The organism is Selenomonas oralis, assembly GCF_051603425.1.
GTDB lineage: Bacteria > Bacillota > Negativicutes > Selenomonadales > Selenomonadaceae > Selenomonas > Selenomonas sputigena_A.
In genome coordinates this window covers 1,770,021-1,787,516 of the sequence record NZ_CP194411.1, presented here as the reverse complement: position 1 = coordinate 1,787,516, position 17,496 = coordinate 1,770,021, and the positions used below count along the sequence as shown (strand labels likewise).

Sequence of the window (17,496 nt, the reverse complement as noted above, 5' to 3'; positions counted from 1 at the left end):
CTCCTAAAAAAGCAATTTTGCTTTTCGCATATGAATATTGAGCAGTATCGTGATGGCGAGTATATTCGTCGTCAGGGAGCTGACGCCGTAGCTCATCAGCGGCAGGGGAATGCCCGTCACAGGCATGATCCCCGTCGTCATGCCGATGTTTACGAGCACATGGAAGGCGAGCATCGAGGTGATGCCGACGGCGAGCAGGCGGCCGAAAGCATCGCTCGCATCACGCGCAATCTTCACGCCGCGCCAGAGTATGATGAGATAAAGTGCGAGCAGGAATACGGAGCCTACGAAGCCGAGCTCTTCCCCGACAACGGCAAAAATAAAGTCCGTATGGTTTTCCGGCAGGAAGTTCAGCTGGCTCTGCGTGCCGCCGAAAAGGCCCTTGCCAAAAATCAGCCCCGATCCGATGGCAATTTTCGACTGGATGATATGGTAACCGGAACCCAGCGGATCGACGCTCGGGTCAAGAAAGACCTTGAGCCGCATCTTTTGGTAATCCTTCAAAAAATGCCAGAGCAGGGGCGAAGCCGCCGCCCCCAAGGCAAAGGCCCCCGCAAGTATGCGCAGGTTCACGCCTGCGGCAAAAATCATGCCGAAAAAAATAGCGAGAAAGACCAGCGATGTGCCGAGATCCGGCTGCTTCAGGACAAGCAGAAACGGCAGGGCAACATAGCCCGCAATGGGCAGGAGATCCTGCAGCGTATCGAGCTTCCCAACCCGATCCTCAAGGAGCGAGGCCAAGGCGATGATCATGATGATCTTCGAGAACTCCGAAGGCTGCAGCGTAATGGGCCCGAACTGTATCCAACGCTGCGCGCCGAGAGCCGTCTGCCCGATGATCATGACGAGGACGAGCATGACAATATTGAAGATGTACAGATTCTTGCCGTAAGCCTGCAGCGCCTTGTAATCAAAATTCATAAGAAAAATGGCGACGAGCACATTCAGGACGACGAACACACCCTGTTTCTGAACGAACCAATAGCGTTCCTCGCCCATGGTGTTGACATGCGTGGCGCTCCCTATGACGATGAGACTCATGACGATAATGGCCGCCGCCGCGCCGATCAATGTGAAATCCATTCGCCTGAGCCAACGCTTATTCGCTTTCGTAGCAGCCGCCCTCCTCTTCTCAGCGTCTCTTGCTGCTCCCGAGCTTCATCTTGCTGACCGGGATATTCGCCACGAGCGCGACGGAATCCTGATCGTTTGCCAGAGAAATCTCCATATCCTTTTGATTGATTTCCACATAATTGGAAATCACCTGAATGATATCCGTCTTGATTTTTTCCATGACTTCCGGCGACACGCTGAAACGGTCATGAATCAAAACCACCTTGAGACGGTCATGCGCAATCTGCTGCGACGATTTGCTTTGCTTGCCGAATATCTTCAGCAGGGCTTCAATCATCCCGCTTCCCCCTTCCAAAGACCATACTCTTGAGCTTCTGCAGGAATCCCTCGTTCGGTGTCTCGAGGAAAGGCACATCCTCGCCCATGATGCGGGAAACAACATTGGCATAAGCTTTGCCTGCCAGGGAATTCGGGTTGTCTATGACAGGCTCGCCCCGATTCGCCGAATCGATGACCTTCTCGTCGTCCGGCACCTGCCCGATGCAGGTCAGCGAAAGAATGTCGTCGATCGAGGTCATATCGAGCATCGTGCCGTCCTTGACCATCTGGGAGCGTATGCGGTTCACGACAAGCTTGATTTCCTTGTTGTCGTTCTGCAGGCGGCCGATAATCTTGTCCGCGTCGCGCACGGCTGCAATCTCGGGCATCGTGACGACGATCGCCCAATCCGCTGCGATGACCGCCGTTTGGAAACCCTGCTCGATACCTGCCGGGCAATCGATGAGAATATAATCGAACTCGCCCTTCATTTCTTCGATGAGTTCCTTCATCTGCTCCGGTTCAATCGCCGACTTGTCCGCCACCTGCGAGGTCGGCATGAGGAAAAGCGTCTCGTATTTTTTGTGGCGCACCAGCGCTCTTTTATACGGCGCGCGTTTCTGCACGACATCGACGAGCGTATAGACGATGCGGCGTTCAAGGCCGAGGAGGAGATCCAGGTTCCTGAGCCCCGTGTCCGTATCGATGAGAACAACCTTCTTGCCGCGCTTTGCAAGACCCACGCCGATATTTGCCGTGGTCGTCGTCTTGCCCACACCGCCTTTTCCCGAGGTGATAACTATAACTTCTGCCATCGACTGTATCCTACCTTTCTATCGGTTCAATAACAATTTGCCCATCCCTCACCAACGCTTTCTCCGCGCGCTCGGGCTTTTCATACTGCTCGGGCGACTGTGCGATGACGTCGGCTATACGGATCTGCACGGGCATCAAGTGGTCGGCAATGATAAAGGCGCTCTTGTCTCCGTAGGCGCCTGCATGGACAATGCCGCGGCATGTGCCGCGGATGTCGATGCTGCCGCCCGCAATGACCTGCGCCCCGGGGTTCACATTGCCGAGAATCAGGACGGAGCCTTGGCTCTGCACTTCCTGCCCGCCGCGAAGCGTGCGGTTCACCACGAGCATCTGCACGTCCTGCGCCCCGCCCGGAGCCTCCGGCACCGGCGCAAGGCGCGCTGCCGGGGGCTTGCGGACGGGAAGATCGGAACTGTTCTTCCCGCCTGCGGCAGCGGCCTTCCCCGTATTTTCAGCTTTGCCGACGCCGCCGGAAAAAGTGCTCTTGCCGCCGCCCGCAAGTATTCTGGCGGCAGCGGACTCGGGCTTCATCTCGCGGAAGTACAAACCATGCTGCAGGAAGAGTTTCTTCAAAACGAGACTCTCCTTGGGGCTGAACAAACCCGTGCGCCATTCAATGACCGTACCGCGCCGGAAAAACAATGCGCTTGACTCTAATTTGCGGCGAATTTCCCGCTCCACGTCGGAAAATTCAGGGTTTCCGTCCAGCACGAGCAAAAGCCCTGTTTTCATGCCCTTGAATTTTACTGCTTCTTTCTCCATGGTCTCCTCGCTTCATCTTGCACCGGGATTTGATTCAGAGGATACAGCACTCCAGGAAGTACGGATACATTCGGCCCCGCCGTCTTGGCGCAGACCGATCGGTTATGTTTCTGCAAGGGCGGCGCACAATGTCCGCAAAGCAGCCGTTTGTGCGTTCAGCCTGCACCAAACCGAAGAACTGCATTTTATCAGCACTTCCTTTATCCTGTCCCTCATTATATCAGGAATTTTGCCGCGCCGCCACTTCCTGACGCACGGCCTTGACCTCGGGCGTATCGAGATGGAACGCCGCATCGAGGATTTTTTTGCCGATCGGCACCGCGGATAAGGAGCCGAAGCCTCCCTGCTCCACGATGACGGCCACAACGACCGTCGGGTTGTCGAAAGGACCGTAGGCGACAAACCAGCCATGGTCGCGTCCCTGCGAATTCTCGGCCGTTCCCGTCTTGCCTGCAATATCTACGGGATACTGCGGGCCGAAGGCGCGGGCTGCCGTGCCATACTTTGTAACATCCCGCAGCCCCTGCTGCACGAGCTGGATCACCTCGGGCCGCACATCGAGATTCGAGATGCGCTTGGGCTGGATTGTCTCCACCGTCCTGCCCTCGGAATTCACGATACGCTGCACGAGATGCGGCCGGAAGCATTGGCCGTTCGCCGCGATTTCCCCCATGATGAGCGCCGCCTGCAAAGGCGTCACCAGGTCGAATCCCTGGCCGATCGCCGCATCGAACGTCTCGGACAAATACCATTCGTCCTTGTAGACCTTCATCTTGTACTCACGGCTGGGCACAAGGCCTTCGGACTCATAAGGCAGATCGATGCCCGTCTTGGAGCCGACGCCGAACATCCGCGCATATTCGCCGAGACGGTCGACGCCGAGACGATTGCCCATCTCATAGAAATAAACATTGTCGGAATGAGCCAGCGCCTGGATGAAATTGATGGGGCCGAGCGCCTCTCCGCCCGCGTTTCCCTTGGGAATGATCCAGTGACGTCCTGAATCGTAAATGATCTCGTTCGGCGTGACCACATTTTCCTGCAAGGCCGCTGTACCCGTGACGATCTTGAAGGTCGAGCCGGGCGGGTACTCGCCCGTGATGGCCTTGTTGTCCATCGGATGGTAGGGATTTTCGTTGATAACCTTCCAATCCTTGCTGGAAATGCCGTTGACAAAGAGGTTCGGATCAAACGAGGGGCGGCTCACGAGCGCGAGGACCTCGCCCGTCTGCGGGTTCAGCACGACGGCTGCCGCCGCACTGGCGCCGATGGCGCCGAGCTGCTGGTCGATGGCGCGTTCGGCCGCAACCTGTATATATGCATCAAGTGTCAGGATGAGATCATTCCCCGCGACAGGCTCTTTGGTGCCGAGGTTGTTCACGGGCTTGCCCGCGACATCGACCTCGACCTGCCGTCCGCCGTCGACGCCGCGCACACTCTTGTCATAGACGCGCTCAAGGCCGAACTTGCCGACAATATCGCCCGATTTATAGCCCTCGCCCTTGCGTTTCTCCAACTCCTCGTTGCTGATCTCGCTCACATAGCCGAAGACATGCGCCCCCCAGGTCTTGTAGATATAATTGCGGATGGGCTGCGCCTCGATCATCACGCCCGGGTACTTGTCGCGCTGTTCCTCGACAATCGTATAGATTTCCGGGCCGACATCCTGCTTGATGCGGATCGGGTCGAACCCCACATGCGCATCGATTTTTTTGTGAATCTCTTCAGGCGGCACATTCAGCAGAACGGAGAGACGCTTGATAACGTCTTCGGAAATCGGCTCCGTCAGCGGCAGAAGCGATACGGTGAAACTCGGGCGGTTCATGACGAGCGGCACGCCGTTTCGGTCAAAGAAATTGCCGCGCGGCGCGACGCTCGGGATAATCCGTATGCGGTTGCCATCCGCCAGGCTCGCGTAATAATTGCCGTCATAAATCTGGAGGTAGACGAGCCGCAGGAAAAGTATCGTGATGACGGCGACAATGACAGCTCCGAGCACGCGGAGCCGTCCGGCAAATTCATTCTCGGTTTCTTCCAAAGGCTTCACCCCCCATTCAGAAAAGAAGGCACCCCACAAGGTGCCTTGGACAGGTACACTATTTCCTGTCCCGCGTCCATTGCTGCATCTTGCAGGCGACACGATGCACGGGATAGGCAAAAACAATATTAAAGCAAAGCATCGGCAGCAGGACATGAAGAACATGCGACAGAAGATTGAACCGATAGCCCAGAAGAAGCATCAGGACAAGCACCAGGAAGTAATGCGCGAAAGTCGCCGTCACGGCAGCCATAACGGGCAAAAACACCTGATCCTTAAACACATTGCGCGAAAACGCCCCGCATATATACCCGATGATCATAAAGGCGAACATGTCCATTCCCAGAAAAGTTCCCGTCGCAAGACCCTGCAGCAGGCCCGTCATAAACCCCATGAACGCGCCGAGCCTCGGCCCGTAGAGGAGGCTCCACGAAAGCGTCAGCAGGAGCATGAGGTTGGCCGATATCCCGTACCAGGAAAAAAGCGGCAGAAACGAGGTTTGCAGAACAAACAGCAAGGACACGAACAGCAGCCAAAGAAAAATCCTGCGATAACTGATCATCGGCGCACGCCTCCCTGACGGTTTTCCGTCTGGCGCGCAGCAGCCGGCTGCTGCTGCGGCGGCTGCTGCGGCGTCGGGGCGGGAGCCGGCTGCTGCGCCGCCTTTTTCGCCTGCTCGGCCGCCTTCTGCGCGGCCGGATCCGTCTCCGTCCCCGGCGTCTGCGGCGGCGGTGTGATCGGCGCGGGCGGCGCCTCACGGGATGCCGTGATGACCGCAACATCCTCAAGCTTTTGGAAATCAACCGCCGGTTCCAGAACGGCATACTTCAGGAGGCCACCCTCATCATTTTTCAGCGTCTGCACTATGCCGATGAGGATTCCTTTGGGATAAACTCCGCCAAAGCCCGAGGTCACGACAATATCGCCATCGATGACATCCGCCGATTTGGGGATGTTTTTCATGCGCGGCATCAACGGATTGGCCGGATCCCCTTCGATGATTCCCGCGACGCGCGACTCCTGACGCTGTACAAGCGCGCCGACAGCCGCCCGCGGATCCAGGATCAGGCGCACCTTGGAAGAATACGGGGCGGCCTCGATGACGACGCCGACAAGCCCCTTCTCCGTCACGACCGGCATATTTTCCCGCACGCCGCTCGCCGTTCCCCTGTCGATCATGATGGTGCCCGACCATGTGGCCGAATCGCGTCCAATGACATGCGCAGGCACAAGGTCGAACTGCGTTTTTTCCTGCTTGTAGCCGAGAAGCGCCTTCAGTCGCACATTCTCGGCAAACGCCTCATTCGCCTCGAGGTTCTGCACGCGCAGCTCTTCCACCTCGTTTCTCAGCATACGGTTCTGGTCGTAGACATAATAGATCTCCCAGAATTCCGTACGGAGATGGTTCACCTTGCCGCCCACCCAAGAGGCGACAATCTGGAAAGGACGCAGGAGAGTCACCGCAGCACGGCTCAAAAACGGCGAATCAAATTTGCCGTTGCCCGCGACGAACACCAGACAAAGGACGCAGACAAGCGTGACGAGGAACAGCCAAACCTTGCGGCTCGAATCCTGGTCGTCCCTGCGTATGCGGCTCATTGTCTCAGCTTCTTGGAAATCATCACGACACGCTTCAGAAGCTCGATATTTTCAAGCGACTTGCCCGTGCCTTCGCCCACACAGGACAGCGGATCTTCCGCAATCAATACGGGCATCCCCGTCTCATGGCTCAAAAGCTTGTCGAGATTTGTCAAAAGTGCGCCGCCGCCCGTCATCATGATGCCATGATCCATGACGTCCGCAGCCAGCTCCGGCGGCGTCTTCTCAAGCGTCCCCTTGACAGCGTCGACAATCTTATAAATCGGCTCATTCAGGGCATCCCTGACCTCGCTCGCACGGATGGAAAGCGTCTTCGGCAGACCGCTGACGAGATCGCGGCCGCGGATATCCATATCGCGGTCGACATCCGGCGTCACGATGGCTGAGCCGATCGTAATCTTGATTTCCTCAGCCGTACGCTCGCCTATCATCAGATTATACTGGCGCTTGATGTACTGCACGATGGACGAGTCCATCTCGTCGCCGCCGATGCGGATGGAACGGCTCGTAACGATGCCGCCGAGCGAAATCACAGCGATCTCCGTCGTACCGCCGCCGATATCGACAACCATGCTTCCCGTCGCTTCCTCGACGGGAAGTCCCGCGCCGATCGCCGCCGCCATCGGCTCTTCGATGAGGTACGCTTCCCTCGCGCCCGCCTGCTGCGCCGCATCGATGACGGCACGTTTTTCCACCTCGGTCACGCCCGAGGGCACGCCGACAACGACGCGCGGGCGCACGAAGGACTTCGTGTTCATCGACTTTCGGATGAAGTACTTGAGCATGGCCTGCGTCACATCAAAATCGGCGATGACGCCATCCTTCATCGGCCGGATGGCGATGATATTTCCCGGCGTGCGGCCGATCATGCGCTTCGCATCCTCGCCGACAGCAAGAACCTCGCCGTTTTCACTCTTTATCGCAACGACAGAAGGCTCGCGCAGCACGATTCCCCTGCCTTTCACATGAACAAGCGTATTCGCAGTTCCAAGGTCGATTCCCATATCACGGGACAATCCGCCAAAAAAACTCCACATGTAAAATAAAACTCCCTTCTATTTCCAGAAAAACACCGCTTCTTCCAATGTTTTCCCAAGAATGCGTCCTGACACCGTGGATGTTGTCCAAGGGTGCAAATCCTATTGTATCATACCTTTTTCTTTTAGGGAAATAAATTTATCATCACCCAGAATGATGTGATCGAGAACCGGTATATCCATGACTTTTCCCGCCTCAACCATGCGCCGCGTCACAGCGATATCTTCGGAGCTCGGTGTAGGGTCACCCGAAGGATGGTTGTGCACAAGGATCATCGAAGCCGCCGCATGGCTGATCGCCGCCTGGAAAACCTCGCGCGGATGGACGATCGAGGCCGAGAGTGTGCCGACGGAAATCACCGGCATCGCAAGCACATGGTTCTTCGTGTTCAGAAGCAGCACGGCGAAGTGCTCCTTGCTCTCGAAACGGAGGCGCGGCATGGCATAATGCGCGGCATCCGCCGGCCCGTGCACAATCATCCGGCGGGCGGCCTCCTTCATCGCGAGACGGCGGCCGAGCTCCACGGCCGCAAGGATTGTCGCAGCCTTGGCAGGGCCGACGCCCTTGATGGCAGAAAGCTCCCGCGCGCCCATCTGTGCAATGGCCAGGATGCCCTTCTCCCTGTAGAGCGTCAAAACTTCTTCCGCCACACGAAGCACGGATCCTTCCCGGACGCCTGTCCGCAGGAGCACGGCCAGGAGTTCCGTGTTGGAAAGTGCCGCCGCCCCTGCCGCGAGAAGCTTCTCGCGCGGTCGTTCTTCTTTCGGCAGGTCACGCACCATGGCCGCCATAGAGATCCACCCCCGCCTTTTTCGCGAGTTCCGCCGTATCATGAAGCGGCAGCCCGACGACATTCGAGAAAGATCCTTCCAAGCGCTCGACAAAGACCGCAGCGCCGCCTTGTACGGCATACGCTCCCGCCTTGCCGAGCGGCTCTCCTGTCAGGACGTAGCGCTCGATTTCTTCCTCGCCCAACAGCGCAAAATGGACGAGCGTACGCGAAACCGCCGAAACGATCTTCCCTTCTCTGATCCAGGCAATCCCGGTCAGGACTTCATGCGCCCGCCCCGAAAGGGCGCGCAGCATCATGCAGGCCTCCGCCTCGTCCTGCGGCTTGCCGAAGATGCGCCCATCAAGAACCACAACGGTATCCGCCCCGAGGACGGGCAGGCTGTTTTTCGCTGCGATGTCTCGAGCCTTGCGCTCTGCATTGATGCGCACAAGTTCTGCCGCATCGGATGCTTCCCGAACCTCCTCAACGGCACTTTCTTCAACGCGGAATACCGCACCGATCTGCTCCAAGAGCGCCCGCCGGCGCGGTGAGGCCGATGCCAGAATAAACATAGCTTCCGCCCTCCTCAATAGCGCCGATAAAGAATGAGCGCAACAGCAACGCCGATGAGGCTCATGATATTGGGCGTGAAGGAGAAGCCGACGGTCAGGCTGACGACAAAGAGGTTCAGCTGCGTCGGCGACAAGATGAACATCGGGTATGTACCCGTCAGCTGTCCCATGAAGCCGGAAAGCGCCTCGACGCCCAAGAGCGCCTCGCCCAAAAGACCGCCGAGCACTGCGCCGGTCATGATAAAAACGAAACAGATTCCCATGCCGCGCCCTGTAGAAAATTTCACGAAAAAGCCTCCCCGATCGACAAAATAGATACGGCAAACCGCGCCACGCTTGCCTCTGCCTTTTTTCTAGCCCAAACGCATAAATCCTGCACGACTAAGGTCATTAGTTTTCTCTTATGGAAAACACATACCGCCCGCACCACGCCTAAGCAAAAAGAACGCCTCCCCGTGCCGAGGAGGCGTTCTTTTACTTTAACAGGCTTACATCAGATAACGCAGATAGACGTAAATCGTAGACGTGAGAATGGTCAGAATCATCAGAGGGAAGCCGACCATCATGAAGCGAACGAACGTCATGGGCACGCCTCTCTCCGCCGCCATGCCCGCGACGATGACGTTCGCGGAAGCGCCGATGATCGTGCCGTTGCCCCCGAGGCAGGCGCCAAGCGCGAGGCTCCACCAAACCGGCTCAAGATTCGAGACGCCCATCGCGCCCATATCCCGGATCAGCGGAATCATCGTTGCGACGAACGGGATGTTGTCGAGGAAAGCCGAAACGATCGCGCTCATCCAGAGAACGAGCATCGACGTCTTCGTCACGTCGCCGCCCGTAAGGTTGACGCCCTGTACCGCGAGATTGCGGATGACGCCCGTCTCCACGAGGCCGCCGACAGCGATGAAAAGACCAATGAAAAAGAAGATCGTCGGCCACTCGACGCCGTGCATCGCGTGCTCCACAAACTCTTCCTTGCCGACCAAGAGGAGCAGCAGGAACGCGCCCGCAATCGCGATGAGCGAGGACTCAAGGCCCGTCAGCGAATGCAGGAAGAACATCAGGATGACAAGGCCGAGCACGAAGAGGCACTTCCTGAGAAGCGGGATGTCCTTGAGCTCGTCCCACTCGTTCTCCTGCATGACGAGCGCCTTGAGTTCCGACCTCGTCGTCAAGTGCTTGCGATAGAGAAGCACGAAGATCGCCGTGATCAGGATGAGGTTGATGATCGAAATGAGCGCGAGGTTCTCAATGAACGCTGCGAACGTCAGCTCTTTGACCGCGCTGCTGATCATGATGTTCGGCGGATCGCCGATCAAGGTCGCCGTGCCGCCGACGTTCGATGCAATGACCTGCGTCAGGAGGTACGGCATGACGTCGACATGCAGCTTCGTCGTGATGCTGAACGTGACCGGCACCATGAGGAGCACCGTCGTCACGTTATCGAGAAAAGCCGAACAAATGGCAGTGATCAGCGAAAGATAGACCAAGAGGTTCACCGGGTCGGCTTTCGCCTTTTTAGCTGCCCAGACGGCGATGAAGTTGAACAACCCCGTCTTGCTCGTGATGGCGACAATGATCATCATGCCGATCAAAAGCCCGAGGGTGTCGAAGTCGATGTGGTGGATGGCGGTCTCCTGCGTCATGATGCCCATGACGATCATGAGCAGTGCGCCGATCATCGCAATGATCGTACGGTGGATCTTCTCCGAGACAATCACCGCATACATTGCGACAAAGATAATACCAGCTATTGTTTCCTGTTCCATAAAAACCTCCTTGAAATCCTGGACTTGCCGCTTCTGCGGCAATCTCCCCTACTCCCCAGCCCCCGCCCTTCTCCGTCAAGCTGGAGAGGCAAAAGAACGGCGGGCGGCCGGCCGAAAAATAGGCGGAGCCTTTGGTCAACAGACTCCGCCTATTTTTTCCATGTTTAAGGAAACACGATTTGCCATGAAAGCCAAGAGACGCACCCGAAGGGCGCAGACCCATCGGCTCTTTCATGTAAGGGCGGCGCACGATGTCCGCAAACTGGACATTTGTGCTTTGGGTTTGCCCTGTATTTCCAATTGCCTTTCTCATTATAGCAGATTCTCTATCGTTTGGGAAGATGTCGGGCGCATTTTCTTTCATCAAAGTCCCATTTGTGCGTGCAGTTCACTTGACAAAGCGCATGATGTCCTTTATAATTTTCTTGTTACGCACGCGTTTGTATATTATCGGGGCATGGCTCAGCTTGGTAGAGCACCTGGCTTGGGACCAGGGGGTCGCAGGTTCGAATCCTGCTGCTCCGACCATCGCGTCAGTAGCTCAGTCGGATAGAGCAACGGCCTTCTAAGCCGTGGGTCGGGGGTTCGAATCCCTCCTGTCGCACCAGAAAAAGCAAGGGCTGCCGTCGAGTTCCATGGAACTCGTACGGCAGCCCTTTTTGATCGTGCAGCAAAAAAGATCTCACGTTTCACCCTGTTCTTTTGCGGCATCCTTTGCTTCCTGTGCGCGTCTTTCCATGTGGCGTATAAGTTCGATGGCTCCGCGCCCAAGTCCCAGGCGGCGGGAAATCTCTTCCACATCCAGCCCCTGGCGCAAAAAGGAACGGATCTGTTCCTGCTGACGGGCGGCAAGCGTATCGGTTTCAGCAGATGCACCGGCCGAAGCCACAGCCGCTCCGCCTTCATGCGCGCCTGCAGGCTCGCCGCCCTCTTCGGCAGCATGGATTTCGTCGTCAGGCGAAGCCGCTTCCCCGGATCCATCCTCATCGACAGCCTGCTCTTCCGCCTCATACTCATACTCGTCCTCGTCCGCGGCTTCCGGCCCTTCTTCCTCATACTCACCCTCGTCCGCAGCTTCCGGCTCCTCTTCCTCATACTCGCCCTCGTCCGCAGCTTCCGGCTCCTCTTCCTCATACTCGCCTTCGTCCGCAGCTTCCGGCTCTTCTTCGTACCCGTCCTCGGTCTCTTCGCTCTCGTACACATCGAACTCTTCGTCGTCGGAATCGTCGTATTCCTCTCCGTACTCGGCCGAATCCTCGTCCGATGGCACTTCTTCCCCTGTTTCAACAAGTTCTTCCTGTACCGTCGCCCGGACTGCCTTGCGAGCGGGAACAGCTTCCGAATCATTGGCCGGAGGCGCCGTCCCCTGCGTTCCTGCCGTTTCCTCCGGCGGAAGTTTCAAATCAATGGAACCGCCGACGACAGCCTGTCCCATGCTCCTCGCAAGCGCCGTCTGGAAGCTCACCCCATCCGGCTGGGCAGGCGGTGCAGAAGGTGCTGCAGGCTGCACGCGCGGCGGCAGTGTCTCGGGCGGTACGGAAGGCGAAACGGCACGCGGCGTTTCCTGCGGCGGTGCAGCCGGAAATGCCGTCTCCTGCTGCGGTATCATACCAAGCCGCGCCCCATACGCCGCCTCCCATTTCTGCAGGGCGCGCAGCCGCGTGTCAAGGGCAGCCTGCTTCTGGTTCGCCTCAGCCAAGAGATGTTCCAGACGTTCGACATGGATCTGCATCCTGCCGATAATCGCATCGCCCGAACGCTCCAACTCGTAGCGCAGGCGATTGGCAGATACTTCGACTGCTTCCTGCTTCCTGTCCTTGCCTTTTTGCAGTACGCTCCGCATGACAAGCACGAGAAGAACGCCCAAGACAATCAATCCACCCAAAATCTCAGTGATCACTTTGTGCAGCTCCCCCATTCCAGAAATATCTCCCCCGCAAGCGGGGGAGATATTTTTCCGTATATCCAGCTTCTATATCATACCGCCCAAAATCAGAACGATATATCAATATTGCGCCCGCGGAACGTATCGACGGCAAGCCTTTCCTGCGGCCTGTCCTCTTCCGTGGCATTTTCCTGTCCGTCACGATGCGAACCGCCCCTGCCTCGGCCTTTTTTCTTGCGCTGGTCGGGATCGTCTTTGATGCGTTCGTCTTCGGCCTGGTCCTTCGCGCGAACCTGTGTCTGCTTTAAAGCATTTTCCCGTTTGTCGCGCACGGCTTGATAGTCCTGCTGCACGGCCGACTGCTGGTTCATATTGTGCTGCACCTGCGTCGCCTCGGACGTGCGCGGCACGATTGCCTGCAAACTCATAGGGGTTACATCCATGCGTCCCACCCATCCTTTCCGAATCCATTCAAACAAAGGGGCGGCTATGCCGTCACGGCAAATCCGCTAAAAATACAAGCGCACCTTCCGCCTTGAGGACAAAGAGGTTCGCGCCCGTTTGGCGCAAGCCGTCAGAGATCAATAAGCGCCCGTGCGGATCTGATCGCCCTCGACGCTCAGCGTGCAGCGTTTTTCTTCAGAATGCACGTTCTTGATGACATTGTTGATCTTGAGCTTTACACCGGGATATATCGTATCCGCAGCACGGATGCGTCCTCGCTTCATGCCCTGGATCTTCTCCTCCAGTTCATCGATCTCTTCCTGCAGGCGCTCAAGCTGTCCTTCAAGCTGGAAACGTCCCTTGCCGAGCTTGGCGATCATTTCCTGCCGTTCGGGCGGCAGCTTGCTGATATCGACCTTGCCAAGCGTCGCAAGCGTTTTTTTCGCATCGTCCAGACGCTTCTTCGTGTCGCTGAACTCCTGGCAGGCCTGCTTGTACTGACGCTGCACCATCGGGTTTACGCCGACCTCGAGCTTCGTGGCGACATTCGCGGGATTGCCAATCTGCGTCGCCTCAATCTCCTGCCCCGCCGACGCCCTGCCTCCGACGAGCTGGCCGCGCTTTCCCAGTACCGCGATCTTCTTGCCCGCACGCACCTGCGAATTCAGCACGACGTCGGCGATCGAAACGCTGTTTCCTGCCTCGATATCGGCATTTTCCGCGAAAAAGGCCGTCAGGTTCCCCTTGGCTCGTACCGTCCCGCGGCTCATGCCCTGGATGCCGCCCTTGACGAGGATGTTATTGCCCTTGACATCGGCGCCCGAAACAATGCCGCCGATCTCTATATCGCCCGTCGCCTTGACGACGAAGCCCGCCTGCACACTTCCCTGGACGGACACGGCGCCCGTAAACTCAATGTTGCCCGTGCCGACCCCCACATCATCCTTGATGACGAGACGCGGATCGACGCCGATGACCTTGCCCGTATCGACGATCTGTCCGTCGATATCGGCATAGAGGAAATTTTCATCCCGAATGGAAGCATTGCGCCCCGCCTTGAAAAGAAGCGGCCGCCCCCTTTTCTGGTTCACTTTATTGCCGAGCACATTTGTACCGGGCGTACCGTCCGTCTGCATCACACGTTCGGCCAGAAGGTCGCCCTGTTTTGCGAGCACGAAGAGATTCATGTCCTTGTAGTCCACACGATCGTACTGGTCGGCCTTGGGACGCCCCTTGACGCCAAGGTCGTAGTTCTTCTTGAGGTAGGCATCCTCGCCATGCTGCGGTTCCTGACCAAACGCAGCCTCAAAATCCTGCCCGTCCTTCGCGCCCTGTTCGATTGCTTTCTCGTCAAGACCAAAGACGACGCCCTTGGCCTCAAGAGCTTTCTTGATCATCTCTGCCGTCGGATGCGCATTGGAATCCGTGTGGTCGAAAGCAACCGTGGCCACCATCTTATCCGAGCTGATATGGACATCGATCTTGCTGTATACGGACCTGCTCCCATCCACAGAAACATCCTTCTCTTTTTCACTCATGCCTTTTTGCCTCCTTTTCGCCTCATTCCATAAGGCTTGTCTTCCATCTTGCCAGATAGCCCCTGAGGCGAACGACCGCCTTCGTGTGGAGCTGGGAGATTCTCGCTTCTGAAAGATGCAGAATCAGACTGATTTCCTTTAATGTCAGCTCTTCATAATAATAGAGCGAAACGACCGTACGCTCCTTTTCCGGCAACTGGTCGATCGCCCTCGCCAACGTGTCACGAAGTTCGTTTTTCTCGGCACTCTCCTCGGGATCGACGGCCTGCGATGTCGGTGACTCCGTGCGCACATATTCTTCCAAAGGCATAATCGTCGCGACATTCGTCTGCGAGACGAGCTCGTGCAGTTCTTTTTTCGATATCTTTAGTTCCGCGGCAAGCTCATCATCCGTCGCTGAACGCCCGAGACGCCCCTCCAGATCTGTTACGACTTGTTCATAGCGCCGAATCTTCTGCCTTTTCGACACCGGAATCCAATCCATCGTGCGCAAATAATCGAGCATGGCGCCGCGAATACGAACGCCTCCGTATGTCTCGAATTTATTGCCTCTTTCGATATCATAGCGCTCAATTGCATCTAAAAGACCAAAAAAACCACTCGAAACGAGATCGTCACGATCGACATGCGCAGGCAGACCCACAACGACCCGTCCTGCGATGATGTTGACAAGCGGCAGGTATCTCTCAACAATCTGATCGCGGATTTCCGAGGAGCGCGTCTCACGATAGGCAGCCCAAAGATCCTTGATGTCAGTGCAGGGATTTTCCGCTGGTTTCATCGATCAAGTCTCCTCCTTGCCTTTTTATTCCTGATGTGCGCCCACGGGCGGCACAGCTGCGGGTTCCGCGTTCTGCGTCTCTTCCGGCTGTTCGTCCGTCAACGGCAGCTCTTCCAGTTCCGTTTCGGCTCCTTCCGGCTCCTCCCCCGTCTCCATGCTCTCATTCGCCGCCGCAGACGCTTTTTCCTTTTCCCCGGCGGGTTCTTTCGGCGGCTCCTTCGGCTCGAAAAGCGCCGGCCACTGCTTTTCTACCAAAAAGGCCGCAAGGAATACGACAGCTGTTACGACGAGAAGCGTCACAACGCTCCTCCCCGCTGCCGTAGAAAATCTCGCGCCCGCAGAAAGCGCGCCCATGATGGCGGCCAAAGCGGCAATGACGCCTGCGATAAGGGCTGTTCCTAGCTTAAACAAATTCATCACCCGCTAAATTGTTTTTTCACCGCGATCGATTGTCTTGATTTTGTACTCGCCCGTGTTCAAGTCAAGCTGAACCGTACGGCCATATGTACCGCCCGTGTCTTCGGCAACAATACGTATGCCTTCCTTGGCCAGCGCTTTTTTTGCGGCTTCCGCATTTCTAAGCCCCACACGCATGACATCGGAGGCGTTGGCAAACGAAAACATCTGCGCCCCGCCCGCAAGCTTCGCGACAAGACGCCCTTTTGAAGCGCCGAGCTTCAGGACTTCCTGCAGCATCAAAGGAACGCCCGTATCCGCGAACTTCGCATGGTTCTCCTGCGCCCTTGCCTGCGTACTGTCCGGCAGCATGATGTGCAGAAGCCCGCCGATCTTCGTCTGGGAATCATAGAGCGAGATGCCGATCACGACCCCAGGCCGTAACTGATGATCTGCTGCGGAGCCTTGCCGACCTTGTAATCGGCTATTCCTACGCGTAACATCTCTGCCATATCATCCAACCCCCACTGCAGTAAGAATAGTCTCCATGGAGCCTGGATCGGGAACGAGGAAGAAGTGTCCGCGCAGTTCGTCGTCCTCGGCGAGGAATTCGGTTTCGATGACCATCGCATGATCGCCCATCTGCCCGAGCTGCACGAGCACGACGTTCAGGATGGCGCCCGCCATATCCATGGCAAGTGCCGGAATCGAGGGGATAAGGGAAAGATTTGTGAAGCTGTAAAGCGCGTTGAGGTAAGCGCCGGCAAGAATATTGCCTATTTCCATCAGAGCGGACTCCGCCATCATGTCGAGGTGCGTCGTTTCACCCGTTTCCTTGCCCATCAGGGCATCCACGAGGTAAAAGGCGCTGTCCTTCGGCATGAGAAACAGAATGTTGCTCGGCGCCTTGCCGTAGACGCGCAAAAACACGCCGACAACAATGGTTTCCGGACCGCCGACGAGATCCGGCACCTCGTCGAGCGGCACGACAGAGACCTTCGGCACGTTCATGTCGATGCGTCGGTTGATGAGCTGCGACAAGGCCGTCGCCGAGTTGCCTGCCCCGACATTTCCTATTTCGCGCAGCACATCAAACTGCACAGGAGAGAGATCAATAATATCTTCCGTCATAGCTGCACCTCTGGCTTACTAGCATAACAAGGACTGCCTGCGCGCCCCATGCCCGGCAGGACGGGAGCCGCGCAGGGAACGACTTCTTTGCGGCAGCCTTACTTCATATCCTCCGGCAAATCGACGATCTCGTCGAGATTCAGCATGATGATCAGGCGCGCATCGATATTGCCGATGCTGCTGACAAAACGATTGCTCGTGTTGTCGCTGACATCCTTTGCCGCATTGATGTCACGTCCTGAAATCGTCAGCACTTCCGTCACGGCGTCAACAATCATGCCGATCGAGAATTCACCAATTTTCATGATAATGATGCGCGTCGCATCCGTGTAAGGAGCATCCTCAAGGCCGATGCGGCGCTTGAGGTCGATGACGGGAAGCACGCTGCCCCTGAGATTGATGACGCCCTTGATGTAGTCCGGCGCAAACGGCACGCGTGTGATATCCGTCAGCACCTTTATTTCCTGCACGTTCAGGATGTTCACGCCGTATTCTTCTTTCAGGAGCTTGAATGCAGCCACCTGAACGTCTTCCATGATTGCCTTTTTTTCCTTAGCCATGTC

At 56.9% G+C, this 17,496-nt stretch carries 19 protein-coding genes, 2 tRNA genes and 1 pseudogene; 2 read left to right on the top strand and 20 right to left on the bottom strand.

The annotated features are described in order from the left end of the window. Positions 1 to 3: 3 nt before the first annotated feature. The 12 genes from rodA to ACRTGH_RS08420 form a co-directional block, all read right to left on the bottom strand. Entirely contained in the window at positions 4 to 1,083 is a 1,080-nt protein-coding gene (gene rodA / locus ACRTGH_RS08475) for a rod shape-determining protein RodA (protein ID WP_368846325.1), read from the bottom strand. 49 nt (positions 1,084 to 1,132) lie between these two features. Next, positions 1,133 to 1,411 carry a cell division topological specificity factor MinE gene (gene minE / locus ACRTGH_RS08470; RefSeq protein ID WP_368846326.1) on the bottom strand — a complete coding sequence of 93 codons (279 nt, stop codon included), beginning with the start codon at positions 1,409 to 1,411 and terminating at the stop codon, positions 1,133 to 1,135. Next, positions 1,404 to 2,207, bottom strand: a complete 804-nt coding sequence (gene minD, locus ACRTGH_RS08465; protein ID WP_368846327.1) for a septum site-determining protein MinD — start codon at positions 2,205 to 2,207, stop codon at positions 1,404 to 1,406. The genes minE and minD overlap by 8 nt, the downstream gene beginning before the upstream one ends. A 10-nt stretch (positions 2,208 to 2,217) precedes the next feature. Beyond that, the gene (minC, locus tag ACRTGH_RS08460) at positions 2,218 to 2,970 is read right to left on the bottom strand and encodes a septum site-determining protein MinC (protein ID WP_368846328.1); all 753 of its coding nucleotides are present in this window, start codon (positions 2,968 to 2,970) and stop codon (positions 2,218 to 2,220) included. Between the two features lie 220 nt (positions 2,971 to 3,190). Continuing rightward, positions 3,191 to 5,008, bottom strand: coding sequence for a penicillin-binding protein 2 (mrdA, locus tag ACRTGH_RS08455; protein WP_368846329.1), 1,818 nt, complete (start codon positions 5,006 to 5,008; stop codon positions 3,191 to 3,193). Positions 5,009 to 5,066: 58 nt separating this feature from the next. Further along, positions 5,067 to 5,570: a rod shape-determining protein MreD gene (gene mreD / locus ACRTGH_RS08450; protein WP_368846330.1), complete on the bottom strand. Its 504-nt coding sequence runs from the start codon at positions 5,568 to 5,570 to the stop codon at positions 5,067 to 5,069. After that, positions 5,567 to 6,607: a rod shape-determining protein MreC gene (gene mreC, locus ACRTGH_RS08445; RefSeq protein ID WP_368846331.1), complete on the bottom strand. Its 1,041-nt coding sequence runs from the start codon at positions 6,605 to 6,607 to the stop codon at positions 5,567 to 5,569. Before mreC ends, mreD begins: the two co-directional genes overlap by 4 nt. Next, positions 6,604 to 7,644 carry a rod shape-determining protein gene (locus ACRTGH_RS08440; RefSeq protein WP_368846332.1) on the bottom strand — a complete coding sequence of 347 codons (1,041 nt, stop codon included), beginning with the start codon at positions 7,642 to 7,644 and terminating at the stop codon, positions 6,604 to 6,606. The genes mreC and ACRTGH_RS08440 overlap by 4 nt, the downstream gene beginning before the upstream one ends. A 102-nt stretch (positions 7,645 to 7,746) precedes the next feature. Then, positions 7,747 to 8,436 (bottom strand): RadC family protein, encoded by a 690-nt coding sequence (gene radC / locus ACRTGH_RS08435; RefSeq protein WP_368846333.1) that lies wholly within the window; start codon positions 8,434 to 8,436, stop codon positions 7,747 to 7,749. Further along, a complete protein-coding gene (locus ACRTGH_RS08430; protein WP_368846334.1) occupies positions 8,417 to 8,989 on the bottom strand; it encodes a Maf family protein in 573 nt (190 codons plus the stop codon). The genes radC and ACRTGH_RS08430 overlap by 20 nt, the downstream gene beginning before the upstream one ends. A gap of 14 nt (positions 8,990 to 9,003) precedes the next feature. Continuing rightward, positions 9,004 to 9,276, bottom strand: a complete 273-nt coding sequence (locus ACRTGH_RS08425; RefSeq protein ID WP_368846335.1) for a DUF4321 domain-containing protein — start codon at positions 9,274 to 9,276, stop codon at positions 9,004 to 9,006. Between the two features lie 201 nt (positions 9,277 to 9,477). After that, on the bottom strand, positions 9,478 to 10,758 hold the full coding sequence (locus tag ACRTGH_RS08420) for an ArsB/NhaD family transporter (protein ID WP_368846336.1): 1,281 nt from the start codon (positions 10,756 to 10,758) through the stop codon (positions 9,478 to 9,480). A gap of 451 nt (positions 10,759 to 11,209) precedes the next feature. Between ACRTGH_RS08420 and ACRTGH_RS08415 the strand changes: the two genes are divergently transcribed. After that, positions 11,210 to 11,286 (top strand) — tRNA-Pro (locus ACRTGH_RS08415). 2 nt (positions 11,287 to 11,288) lie between these two features. Continuing rightward, positions 11,289 to 11,365, top strand: a tRNA-Arg gene (locus tag ACRTGH_RS08410). Between the two features lie 75 nt (positions 11,366 to 11,440). Here the strand turns inward: ACRTGH_RS08410 and ACRTGH_RS08405 are convergent. The 8 genes and pseudogenes from ACRTGH_RS08405 to ACRTGH_RS08370 form a co-directional block, all read right to left on the bottom strand. After that, entirely contained in the window at positions 11,441 to 12,676 is a 1,236-nt protein-coding gene (locus tag ACRTGH_RS08405) for a hypothetical protein (protein ID WP_368846337.1), read from the bottom strand. A gap of 74 nt (positions 12,677 to 12,750) precedes the next feature. Beyond that, a complete protein-coding gene (locus ACRTGH_RS08400; protein ID WP_368846338.1) occupies positions 12,751 to 13,071 on the bottom strand; it encodes a hypothetical protein in 321 nt (106 codons plus the stop codon). Between the two features lie 153 nt (positions 13,072 to 13,224). Continuing rightward, positions 13,225 to 14,625 (bottom strand): flagellar assembly protein A, encoded by a 1,401-nt coding sequence (locus tag ACRTGH_RS08395; protein ID WP_368846339.1) that lies wholly within the window; start codon positions 14,623 to 14,625, stop codon positions 13,225 to 13,227. A 22-nt stretch (positions 14,626 to 14,647) separates the two neighbouring features. Beyond that, on the bottom strand, positions 14,648 to 15,406 hold the full coding sequence (locus tag ACRTGH_RS08390) for a FliA/WhiG family RNA polymerase sigma factor (RefSeq protein ID WP_368846340.1): 759 nt from the start codon (positions 15,404 to 15,406) through the stop codon (positions 14,648 to 14,650). Between the two features lie 24 nt (positions 15,407 to 15,430). Next, positions 15,431 to 15,817: a hypothetical protein gene (locus tag ACRTGH_RS08385; RefSeq protein ID WP_368846341.1), complete on the bottom strand. Its 387-nt coding sequence runs from the start codon at positions 15,815 to 15,817 to the stop codon at positions 15,431 to 15,433. A gap of 12 nt (positions 15,818 to 15,829) precedes the next feature. Then, positions 15,830 to 16,314: pseudogene (locus ACRTGH_RS08380) on the bottom strand (chemotaxis protein CheD). A gap of 1 nt (position 16,315) precedes the next feature. Next, on the bottom strand, positions 16,316 to 16,933 hold the full coding sequence (locus ACRTGH_RS08375; protein WP_368846342.1) for a chemotaxis protein CheC: 618 nt from the start codon (positions 16,931 to 16,933) through the stop codon (positions 16,316 to 16,318). A 98-nt stretch (positions 16,934 to 17,031) separates the two neighbouring features. Further along, the gene (locus ACRTGH_RS08370) at positions 17,032 to 17,493 is read right to left on the bottom strand and encodes a chemotaxis protein CheW (RefSeq protein ID WP_298586307.1); all 462 of its coding nucleotides are present in this window, start codon (positions 17,491 to 17,493) and stop codon (positions 17,032 to 17,034) included. Positions 17,494 to 17,496: the final 3 nt, after the last annotated feature.

Excerpts from the sequence above, each read along its gene's own strand:
- minD (WP_368846327.1), bottom strand. The coding sequence starts at position 2,207 with ATGGCAGAAGTTATAGTTATCACCTCGGGAAAAGGCGGTGTGGGCAAG.
- ACRTGH_RS08400 (WP_368846338.1), bottom strand. The coding sequence starts at position 13,071 with ATGAGTTTGCAGGCAATCGTGCCGCGCACGTCCGAGGCGACGCAGGTG.
- ACRTGH_RS08390 (WP_368846340.1), bottom strand. The coding sequence starts at position 15,406 with ATGAAACCAGCGGAAAATCCCTGCACTGACATCAAGGATCTTTGGGCT.
- mreD (WP_368846330.1), bottom strand. The coding sequence starts at position 5,570 with ATGATCAGTTATCGCAGGATTTTTCTTTGGCTGCTGTTCGTGTCCTTG.
- ACRTGH_RS08405 (WP_368846337.1), bottom strand. The coding sequence starts at position 12,676 with ATGGGGGAGCTGCACAAAGTGATCACTGAGATTTTGGGTGGATTGATT.
- minE (WP_368846326.1), bottom strand. The coding sequence starts at position 1,411 with ATGATTGAAGCCCTGCTGAAGATATTCGGCAAGCAAAGCAAATCGTCG.
- ACRTGH_RS08440 (WP_368846332.1), bottom strand. The coding sequence starts at position 7,644 with ATGTGGAGTTTTTTTGGCGGATTGTCCCGTGATATGGGAATCGACCTT.
- ACRTGH_RS08430 (WP_368846334.1), bottom strand. The coding sequence starts at position 8,989 with ATGTTTATTCTGGCATCGGCCTCACCGCGCCGGCGGGCGCTCTTGGAG.
- rodA (WP_368846325.1), bottom strand. The coding sequence starts at position 1,083 with ATGGATTTCACATTGATCGGCGCGGCGGCGGCCATTATCGTCATGAGT.
- minC (WP_368846328.1), bottom strand. The coding sequence starts at position 2,970 with ATGGAGAAAGAAGCAGTAAAATTCAAGGGCATGAAAACAGGGCTTTTG.
- radC (WP_368846333.1), bottom strand. The coding sequence starts at position 8,436 with ATGGCGGCCATGGTGCGTGACCTGCCGAAAGAAGAACGACCGCGCGAG.
- ACRTGH_RS08370 (WP_298586307.1), bottom strand. The coding sequence starts at position 17,493 with ATGGCTAAGGAAAAAAAGGCAATCATGGAAGACGTTCAGGTGGCTGCA.
- ACRTGH_RS08395 (WP_368846339.1), bottom strand. The coding sequence starts at position 14,625 with ATGAGTGAAAAAGAGAAGGATGTTTCTGTGGATGGGAGCAGGTCCGTA.
- ACRTGH_RS08420 (WP_368846336.1), bottom strand. The coding sequence starts at position 10,758 with ATGGAACAGGAAACAATAGCTGGTATTATCTTTGTCGCAATGTATGCG.
- ACRTGH_RS08375 (WP_368846342.1), bottom strand. The coding sequence starts at position 16,933 with ATGACGGAAGATATTATTGATCTCTCTCCTGTGCAGTTTGATGTGCTG.
- mreC (WP_368846331.1), bottom strand. The coding sequence starts at position 6,607 with ATGAGCCGCATACGCAGGGACGACCAGGATTCGAGCCGCAAGGTTTGG.